The 10,310-nt window shown below is 44.8% G+C and carries 6 protein-coding genes; 2 read left to right on the top strand and 4 right to left on the bottom strand.

Features of this window, described 5'->3' with window-relative positions; translation table 11 throughout:
- Together AACR09_RS00365 and AACR09_RS00360 are read left to right on the top strand one after the other, a co-directional pair.
- Positions 1–1,261 (top strand): MBL fold metallo-hydrolase (locus tag AACR09_RS00365; RefSeq protein WP_228010888.1); only part of this gene is annotated, 1,261 nt, incomplete at its 5' end.
- Positions 1,262–1,717: 456 nt separating this feature from the next.
- Complete coding sequence (locus AACR09_RS00360) at positions 1,718–3,265, top strand: alanine/glycine:cation symporter family protein (protein ID WP_061023950.1); 1,548 nt, start codon at positions 1,718–1,720, stop codon at positions 3,263–3,265.
- A 159-nt stretch (positions 3,266–3,424) separates the two neighbouring features.
- On the opposite strand, the gene AACR09_RS00355 is transcribed toward AACR09_RS00360, so the two are convergent.
- The 4 genes from AACR09_RS00355 to guaA all read right to left on the bottom strand — a co-directional run bounded on the left by AACR09_RS00355 (position 3,425) and on the right by guaA (position 9,994).
- Positions 3,425–4,018, bottom strand: coding sequence for an acetate uptake transporter (locus AACR09_RS00355; RefSeq protein WP_004735131.1), 594 nt, complete (start codon positions 4,016–4,018; stop codon positions 3,425–3,427).
- Positions 4,019–4,578: 560 nt separating this feature from the next.
- Entirely contained in the window at positions 4,579–6,129 is a 1,551-nt protein-coding gene (locus tag AACR09_RS00350) for a Na+/H+ antiporter NhaC family protein (RefSeq protein WP_193835856.1), read from the bottom strand.
- 275 nt (positions 6,130–6,404) lie between these two features.
- On the bottom strand, positions 6,405–8,117 hold the full coding sequence (locus tag AACR09_RS00345) for a chitinase (RefSeq protein WP_193835855.1): 1,713 nt from the start codon (positions 8,115–8,117) through the stop codon (positions 6,405–6,407).
- A gap of 323 nt (positions 8,118–8,440) precedes the next feature.
- Entirely contained in the window at positions 8,441–9,994 is a 1,554-nt protein-coding gene (gene guaA, locus AACR09_RS00340) for a glutamine-hydrolyzing GMP synthase (protein WP_017079884.1), read from the bottom strand.
- Positions 9,995–10,310 lie beyond the last annotated feature (316 nt).

The raw sequence follows: 10,310 nt of genomic DNA, 5'->3' as shown, positions 1-10,310 counted from the left end.
TCTTCAAGGCAAAAAGCTTCAAGGTTCGGACACATGCCCTCTTGAGATTGAATTTGAAACTTCCCACCTCAACGCTCTGCTGCTGACCCATACCCACATTGATCATATTGGCCGATTACCTTGGTTACTCGCCAGTGGATTTAACCAGCCAATTTATTGCACGCAAGCCACCGCCGAACTCGCTCCTTTAATGATTGAGGATGGGTTAAAACTACAAGGGCTCAGCAATAAACAATCGAAGCTGATACTCAAAAAGATTCATTCGTTGATAGCTCCCAAGCCCTACGGGGAATGGTTTCCCATCACGTCTAAACAGCAAAGCAACGGAAAGGATCATCATAGGCCAAATACTCTGTATGCCCGTTTTCAACCTGCAGGGCATATCTTAGGTTCGGCCTATATAGAGATTAAGTTACCAAGCCAAGAGGTCGTAGTCTTCTCTGGCGACTTAGGCCCAACTAACACACCACTTCTGCCCGATCCTCTGCCACCACAACAAGCCGATTACCTATTTATCGAATCAACTTACGGCACCAGTAAACATGACGATATTGCAACGAGATCGGAGCGCTTGAAGGCGATCATTGATCGTTCGCTGCTTGATGGTGGCGTTATTTTAATTCCGGCTTTTAGCATCGGCAGAACACAAGAACTGCTGTTTGATATCGAAAATCTGATCTTTGAGCATCAACTCAGCAGCAATATTCCTATCATCCTCGATTCGCCTATGGCAGAGAAAGTAACGCGTTCATACCGACGCTTTAAAGAGTTGTGGGGACAAGAAGCAAAGCAACGTCTTGAACTGAAACGTCACCCACTCGCTTTTGAACAATTCATTACTGTTGATGGGCATAGAATGCACAAGAAAATCGTCAATCGCCTTAAGTCGACAGGTGAACCCGCAATTGTGGTCGCAGCTTCTGGAATGTGTCAGGGCGGCAGGATAATGAACTACTTATCCGCCTTACTTCCCGATAAACGAACCGATGTGATTTTAGCGGGCTATCAAGCGCACGGAACGCTCGGGCGAGAACTGCAACAAGGCGAAATGCAGGTTTCTCTTGATAAAAAAGACGTTGAGGTCAATGCTCAAATTCATGGCATGTCTGGCTACTCGGCTCATGCCGATAAAGAGGATCTCTACCGATTTATAGAAGGCATCGCGACTCCACCGAAAGAGGTGCATTTGATTCACGGTGAGCCAAATACTCAGTCTGAGTTCGCTCAAGAACTAAAGGAGCGAGGGTTTGTGGTTGTTTGAAACACGCATCAAACTAGCCACTTTCACTCAGTAAACATGAAATCCTCAACTATCGAACCTTCAAAAAACACAGTTCCTTATACCTGCGAGATCACTCGATGCAGGTGATATATTCCAATCAAATCCATCTCACCACTCATATATCAGCCGTTCATGCTAAGCGATTTTCACCGCTGTTTTTCTCGATTTTGTCTCATCTGCATGGCTCAAATTTCCATTTTTGTATTAATCACTATTTATTCACTCTGCAAAACGCCAATAAATACACATGGTTGCATATAAAGTTAAATGGAACGATTATCGAATTAGAACTAAGCGTTAACAAACCCCCTCTGTAACTTGCTTTATGTCACAGTAATCCTAATGCGCAGTTAAATAATTTAACACTTGGGTTACAAGTGAAGTATTGTGTTGTTCGAAAAACAATCATAAGTAAAACTAACAGGGAAAATACTCATGCAGTCATTCGTTGATTTTTTGAATGGAATAATCTGGAGCCCAGTACTTATCTACCTATGTTTAGGTGCAGGTTTGTTCTACTCCATCATGACTCGATTTGTTCAAATCCGTCACTTCTTTGAAATGTGGCGCTTGCTACTATCAGGTAAAAGCTCTGCAAAAGGCATCTCGTCTTTCCAAGCTCTTGCCGTTTCGCTATCTGGCCGTGTAGGTACAGGTAACATTGCTGGTGTTGCTGCCGCTATCGGTTTCGGTGGTCCGGGAGCAGTATTCTGGATGTGGGTTGTAGCCTTCTTTGGCGCCGCGACTGCTTACGCAGAATCTACGCTAGCGCAAATCTACAAAGAAGAAGACGAAGGCCAGTTCCGTGGCGGTCCGGCTTACTACATTGAAAAAGCAATGGGTCAAAAGTGGTACGCATGGATCTTCGCTATCTCGACTATTTTTGCATGTGGTATTTTGCTTCCAGGTGTTCAGTCAAACAGTATTGGTAATGCTGTAGAAGCTGCATTTGGCTCAGGCGACATGATTGAAACAGCTATCGGTACATTCAGTTTCGCTAAAATTTTCACTGGTACTGTTGTTGCTATCATCCTTGCTTTCATCATCTTTGGTGGTGTTAAACGTATTGCGAACTTCACACAAATTGTTGTTCCATTCATGGCATTGGCTTACATCATTATCGCGTTCGTTATCATCTTGCTAAACATCGGCCAAGTGCCAGCTGTTTTCGGAATGATTCTTGGCGATGCATTCACACCTATGGCGGGCTTTGGTGCTGCAATTGGTTGGGGTGTTAAGCGTGGTGTTTACTCAAACGAAGCAGGTCAAGGTACAGGTCCTCACGCGGCAGCAGCGGCAAATGTCGATCACCCAGCTCAGCAAGGTTTGGTACAAGCGTTCTCTATCTACATCGATACTCTTCTAGTATGTTCTGCAACAGCGTTCATGATCATCATCACTGGTGCTTACAACGTTCACGGCGGCGCTGAAGGCGTGTTCCTTGTTCAGAACCTAGCAGCAAACATTGGTGCGAATGGTCCTGTATTTACACAGCTTGCTATTGAAAGTGCACTACCAGGCATTGGTAAGCCATTCATCGCATTTGCTCTGTTCTTCTTCGCATTTACAACGATTCTTGCTTACTACTACATCGCAGAAACGAATATTGCTTACCTACGTCGTACCATCAAGATCCCAGGCATGATGTTCGTACTTAAGCTTGTTCTTATCACTGCGGTTTTCTATGGCACAGTCAAAACAGCTAACCTTGCATGGGCAATGGGTGATGTTGGTGTTGGCTTGATGGCATGGTTAAACATCGTAGGTATTCTGATCATCTTCTTCATGTCTAAGCCTGCGCTTAAAGCTCTAGCAGACTACGAAGAACAGCAGAAACAAGGTGTGACTGAGTACACATTCAACCCTGTAAAGCTAGGCATTAAAGGTGCTACTTACTGGGAAGAGAAGTACAAGCGTAAAACAGGCAAGTCTCCTGAAGCTGAAACTGCAGACACTAAACCTGTAGAGCAACCTTCAGCTTAAGATTACCTTAACAAACAGATTGCTTTAATAAATAGATCGCTTTAACTCGCGCTATTAATAACGCATAAAAAAGGGGTTAGCCATTTCGGCTAACCCCTTTTGTTTTATTCATAACCAATAAACGGCTTATAACAAACTAACTGTTCCCAAGTTAGAGCATTAAGCCGCGATTTCTTGTGTTGCCATTTGAGGTGCTTTCTTCTCACCAACAGGCAGTACTGTGCGGCCGTATTCGTTGTTGATTACTTGTGCCATAGCAAAGTAGATAGCTGAAGCGCCACAGAAGATACCTTCAAAACCAGCGATAGTGCCGATTAGTTCGCTGCCAGTGAAATCACGAGCTGCAAGTAGGAAGAACAAGATAGTTAGTGAACCGAATACTACCTGCTTCGCTACTGGGTAGCATAGAGAACCGATGAACATGAAGCCTGTGAAGATGCCCCATAGTAATAGGTACCAACCCATGAATGCAGCTGGGCTTGCTGGTAGGCCCATGTAAGGCATTACAATTAAACCAACCAAAGACAACCAGAATAGGCCGTAAGAAGTAAACGCAGTTGTACCGAACGTGTCACCACGTTTGAAACACATTGTGCCCACGATAACTTGGCTCAAACCACCGTAAAAAATACCCATCGCAAGGATCATTGAATCCATTGGGAAGAAACCTGCGTTGTGGATATTAAGAAGAATAGTGGTCATACCGAAACCCATTAAGCCTAGTGGCGCTGGGTTAGCTAGTTTGGTTGACATTGCGAATTTACCTTATTAAAGTGGTTGATTAAAAAAAATCGATAAAATTTGTAAGAAAATTTTAATCTATAAACCGCTCAACTAGGTAATCCAGTTATCGCAAACTAAGATTGTGTAAATGATCCTATGGAAAATTAGTTTCATAACAACGCCAATTAATTCATAGAAACTATCAATAAGCAGATTCCCTATCACGCTATAAAAAAGATGCGAGTAACGAGGTACGAGATGCGAAAAGAATCTTTAGATTCGAGTCAGCGCCCCCTTAATAGCAAACGTAGGCAACATAGGGCGAGCTTTTCGTTACCCGTTTACTCGCATCCCGTATCTATTCATTAGATCGTCATTCCAGAATCGAGGGACTAGATGTCTGGAATCTGCCTTTCAATATATACACCAACGGTAAACGCGAGAGATTCCCTACTACGCTCATACCTCGCTATAGGGAATGACGGATAGAGTAAGGAATATGAGGTATAAAGTGACGAACGATAGGGAGCGAGCTTTTCGCTACTCGTTTACTAGCATCCCGTATCTAGTCTCTCATTTATAATCTTAAATTACGCTTGTTGTGTTTTAGATTCCGGCACTTGAGATTGAACTTCTGAAGAAGCGTGTTTACTCGCATCGCGTTTAGCTAACAGAGTCACAAGGATAAGCTGAGCAACAAGAGCGCCCAACACAACCAGTGCACTTCCAGTAAAGCCTGCCACTACAAAACTAACCAAAGCGATAGAGCCGTTCATCAACGCATAAGGAAGCTGTGTCTTAAAGTGTTCAAACTGGTCACACCCTGCCCCGGTTGAAGAAAGAATCGTGGTTTCAGAGATCGGTGAGCAATGGTCTCCAAACAAACCACCAGACAACACAGCGCCAATTGCGACAAGTAACGGTGCATCAATCGCAATCGCGGTTGGAATAACCAATGGCATCATAATCGCGAAGGTTCCCCACGACGATCCCGTTGCGAATGAAATAATCGCCGACAACAAAAAAGCGACCGCTGGTACTAACCAGTATGGAAAACCACTCTGTGCTTGCTCGGCAATATAAGCGGCTGCGCCCAACTCTTTACCGACTGTGCTTAACGCCCAAGCCAATACTAAGATGATCGCTACGGGCATCATGTTTCCCATGCCTGTTAAATACACTGAAACACCATCAGACAGCTTTCTTACACCGTAGTAAGCCATGAGTGAGATCAAAGTAATCGCCGCAAAGAAATAAGCCGATGATAAAGCTGCTCTGAACGATGAACCCGCGACCTTTTGGAACGGGAAGCCTTGAGGAACTAACATCGTACACAACACCACCAGCATCACTAACAACGGTGCCCAAACAAAAGATGCCTTTGCATTTTTATGCGAGAACGGATTCAGTGATTCGTTATTCACGCCAGAGTTAATTCCCGCTTGACAATCACGCTCGGCTTTTGCCATTGGCCCAAAGTCTAAACCTTTAACGGACACTAACGGGACGATGAAAATCGCTAGGAATGCGTAGAACTGAAAAGGAATCGCACCGATGAAGGCATCCCAATCAGACATGTTGACATTCAACGCCGTGAATTCTTTTTGAATCAGACTCATGATGTAAACGCCCCATCCAATGAAAGGGATAAGAATAGCAACGGGCGACGAGGTTGAGTCGATGATGAATGCTAGCTTCTGTCTTGAGAGTTTCAGTTTATCGAAAAGGGGACGAAAAACAGGGCCAACAATTAACGGAGTGCCTAAGTCTGAGAAAAATATCACGATTCCACCCAGCCATGCTGAGATTTGAGCTTGGCATTTGTTGCTTACCCATTGAGTAACACGTTTTGCAAACGCAACACCACCACCCGACTTCTCCATCAAAGCGACAAAGCCACCGATGAACACCAACAGCATGATCACACCGGCGTTATAGCTGTCGGTAAGTTGAGGGACTAAGTAACCTTTCACCATGGTACCAAACGTATCAAGCGGGTTAAGTTCGCTAAACATACCAGTGAGCATTGCCACACCACTCAGCACGCCTGCAAATAGGCCTATCACTACATTCCTTGTCGCCAACGACAACACCAAAGTAATCACAATGGGGATGAGTGACGTGATATCTGTCTGTTCCATAGGTACACCTTGACCCTAAAATAAAAAGAATAAATATAAGTTAAAATTGAATATAAATTCACAACCACCATTTGTACAGAACTTTATCCTCTAACTGGATAATTAATCTTTAAATGCGCTTCAACATAGCCAAATAGACCAGTCGAACTTCTTAGACAGTCAAGTTCAAAACGAAAAAAAGCCGAAAGTAGAAACTTTCGGCTTTTGATTATTTATATCGCTATGGTCGTACTACTGAACTCGTAACTTAGGTCACCTCTTCAGTATTCAGACTATCAATTACAGCTAATTTCATCCCAAAACCAATTCGACTGAACAGGGCTTTCCCATACACCCGGGCCGTTTTTCGCTACGAAGCACTTGCCGTTATGCGTCACTTTATCACCGTTACTCACTTGGCTAACGCCCGCTTGCCACGTAATAAACACCGATGGGTCAACAACGACAGGCGGCTCGGTAACTGGCGGTTCAACTGGTGTTGGGTCAACCGGATCAGGATCAACAGGTGTAGGATCGACTGGCGCAGGATCGGTGACGACTGGCGGTGTTGGCTCTCCAGTAATCAACTTCCAAGGGCCGCCATTGGCAGGGTCATCCCCTTGTGTCCACCATTTCGCTTCGTAGGTTGCGCCATCATGAGTCACTTGGTCACCCGCGTTGTAAACCTTGGTCGCACTCCAACCGTTACCACCCGGATCAGTTCCAGGGTCTACCGGATCAAGCTTATCGACCACTTTAACTTCAGGCCAGCTCGCATGAGAACCATAAAAGTTGGTCACACACTTCTCGTAATCGCCAGCCACCAGCGCTGAATATGCCGTTTGGAATCCAACCAACTCACATTCAAATGAGTAGCCTTCTGGGCGGTCTGCGTAGTATTTCCAGTTGCCATCCCAGTTGGTGTACAACACATCTGTTGCGCCGTTGAGGTTCAAGCTTCCGTAAGGCGTTTGCTGCCAACAAGTATTGGCTTCATCCGCTTCTACCGGAATTTGATAGTGCGCCGCTAGCCCTTCCCAGTAACGAATACGGTTAACGGGTTGGCCTTTGTCTTTGTTCTGCTCACCACACTCGATACCACCATTAATCACGTTGATCGTGGTACCAAAGCCATAACCAATTCCCGCATCCAACTCGCGTTGAGAGGGAGTCCAAGTACGGTCAATCACGTGCAGCATGGCTGGTTTAGGCGCTTGAGGGGTAAGGAAGAACCAGATAGCAGAAGCCAAGTTCAACCAAGAATCCGCCACTAAACCCGGGTTATTCAATAGAACCGTCGCATCACCATCGAACATCACTTCAGAGAACGCGCCGTAGTTAAAATGGTAAGAAAGCTGTTTAGCACCACGTCCGAAGTAACCCTGCCCCGCTGCACATGGCCAACGTGCATTCTGCCAATCGTTCTGACCACAACCCGTGGTATAACCTTCTTGGCCTTCAGACCAACCCATTTCACGAACATGCACCAGCGCTTGCTGCCACTCTTCTAGAGCTAATGGATTATCAGAGGTGTTGTCTATCGCGATGTGACCGCCCGTCTCTTGCGAGAAATGAGCAAAGGCCGTAATAATGGACTTTTTACAAATGGCGTCGGAGTCACGGCCGTCGGTGTACTCTCCACAGAAGGCTGGGAATTTGCCAATCGCACGTAAGAAGCGAGTGTAAGTATATTCTGGCGCTGCCATCTGAGTGAGGAAATCCCATTCAGATTGGGGGAATACACGCTCGACTCGTTTCACGTTTTCAGGATTCGAGGCTAAGCCCGGTTCTATCGCTTCAACAATACTATTGGGACGAGTCTGTAATGCTTGTGACCAGATCGCATACATAGGATCGGATGTTTTCGCTTGTTCAGCAGCTTGTAGGGCCGACTTTTCAACAAGGTAACCATTCGGGTTTTGCGGATCAGGTTGGATGTTCAAAGACGCATGACTCTGCGCTGCCAATGTGCAGCCGAGCACTGTCGCCAAATATTTGATTTTTAACATGATGGATTCTCTTATCTGTCCTTAATAAGTCCATCAAAGAGTATGCTTCACATGTGAAATGGCCTAGCTGTAGCGGTGTGAATTTATAAAAAGTGCGAGTGATCTTTTTGATATATAGCTCAACACAACAAAGCGTCTCATGGTTTCTTGAGCTGATATCTAGTTTCCAACTGATTTGGTGTTTAGTTGTCAGCTATAAGCTTTTAATACCCTGAGTCAGAAATAAAAAAGCCCCGAACTGAGTTCGAGGCTTTTAATAACTAAGTCAAATCATGGCTAAGTCAAATAACAGCTAAATCAAAACTGGTTAAATCTCTAAGAGATTATTCCCACTCGATAGTTGCTGGTGGCTTACCAGAAATATCGTAAACAACACGTGAAATGCCGTTAACTTCGTTGATAATACGGTTAGAAACCTTACCTAGGAAGTCGTATGGTAAGTGTGCCCAGTGAGCAGTCATGAAGTCGATAGTTTCTACAGCACGTAGAGATACAACCCAATCGTACTTACGGCCATCGCCCATTACGCCAACTGAACGTACTGGTAGGAATACCGTGAATGCTTGAGATACTTTGTGGTAAAGGTCAGCAGCGTGAAGCTCTTCAATGAAGATAGCATCAGCACGACGCAGTAAATCACAGTACTCTTTCTTCACTTCGCCAAGTACACGAACACCTAGACCTGGACCCGGGAATGGGTGGCGGTAAAGCATGTTGTATGGAAGACCAAGCTCTAGGCCGATCTTACGTACTTCATCTTTAAACAGCTCACGCAGAGGCTCAACAAGGCCCATTTCCATATCATCAGGAAGGCCACCAACGTTGTGGTGAGATTTGATTACGTGTGCTTTGCCAGTCTTAGATGCTGCAGACTCGATGACGTCTGGGTAGATAGTACCCTGAGCAAGCCATTTAGCATTCTTCAGCTTCTTAGACTCTTCGTCGAAGATATCTACGAATACGTGACCGATGATCTTACGTTTCGCTTCTGGTTCAGCTTCACCTTCCAGAGCGTTAAGGAAACGTTCTTCAGCATCAACTTTAATGATGTTAAGGCCGAATTTGTCACCAAACATGTCCATAACCTGCTCGCCTTCGTTTAAACGAAGAAGGCCGTTATCAACAAATACACATGTTAGTTTGTCGCCGATAGCACGGTGAGCAAGCATCGCTACTACTGATGAATCAACACCACCAGAAAGACCAAGGATAACTTCGTCGTCACCTACTTGTTCTTTAATGCGTGCAACTGCATCTTCAATGATAGACGCTGAAGTCCACAGACCTTCACAACCACACGCGTTAAGAACGAAGTTCTCAAGCATTTTTAGGCCGTTTTTAGTGTGTGTTACTTCTGGGTGGAATTGAACACCGTAGTATTTCTTATCTTCGTTTGCCATTGCTGCGTATGGGCAAGTGTCTGTCTCTGCGATTTTTGTAAAATCAGCAGGGATTTCAACCACTTTGTCACCGTGGCTCATCCAAACATCTTGAGTCGTCTCAAGGTCAGCGAAAAGTGCAGATTCACCCGTTACTTGTACCGCTGCGTAGCCGAACTCGCGCTCAGTAGACGTTGCTACTTTACCGCCAAGTTGCTCAGCCATAGTTTGCATGCCGTAGCAGATACCGAAGACAGGAACACCTGAATCAAATACGTACTGAGGTGCACGTGGAGAATTCTCTTCCGTTACACTTTCAGGGCCACCAGATAGGATGATGCCGTCTGGATTGAATTCACGAATATCCGCTTCTTCTACGTCCCAGCTCCAAAGTTCACAGTAAACACCGATCTCACGAATACGACGAGCTACTAGCTGTGTGTATTGAGAACCGAAGTCCAGAATTAGAATACGTTGGTCATGAATATTTTTAGTCATTGTAAGCAGTCTTATTGGCTATGTGATAAAACGGAGGCGAGTTTACTCACCTCTGATTAACTCTTCAAGAAATAAAGCAAACGTTTTCGTAGGTTATCTGTAAGGCGATGTTTTGCAAAAATCATACGTTCAACAAAACAGGCTTTAGATATAATACCAATCACAGTAAGTAAGTGTTCAGGAATAGCGCAGGAAAAAAGCTTGAAAACAAGGCAGGATTTTCTGATAAGTAGTTATTCTACAATCAAAAATTCTAACGAAGTTATCGAGGTTTTTAACAAGCTAGGATGACCAGTTATTTACTACGATTGGTATA

The organism is Vibrio sp. OPT20, from assembly GCF_963889365.1.
Classification (GTDB): domain Bacteria; phylum Pseudomonadota; class Gammaproteobacteria; order Enterobacterales; family Vibrionaceae; genus Vibrio; species Vibrio splendidus.
This window is presented reverse-complemented; position numbering and strand designations above follow the sequence as displayed.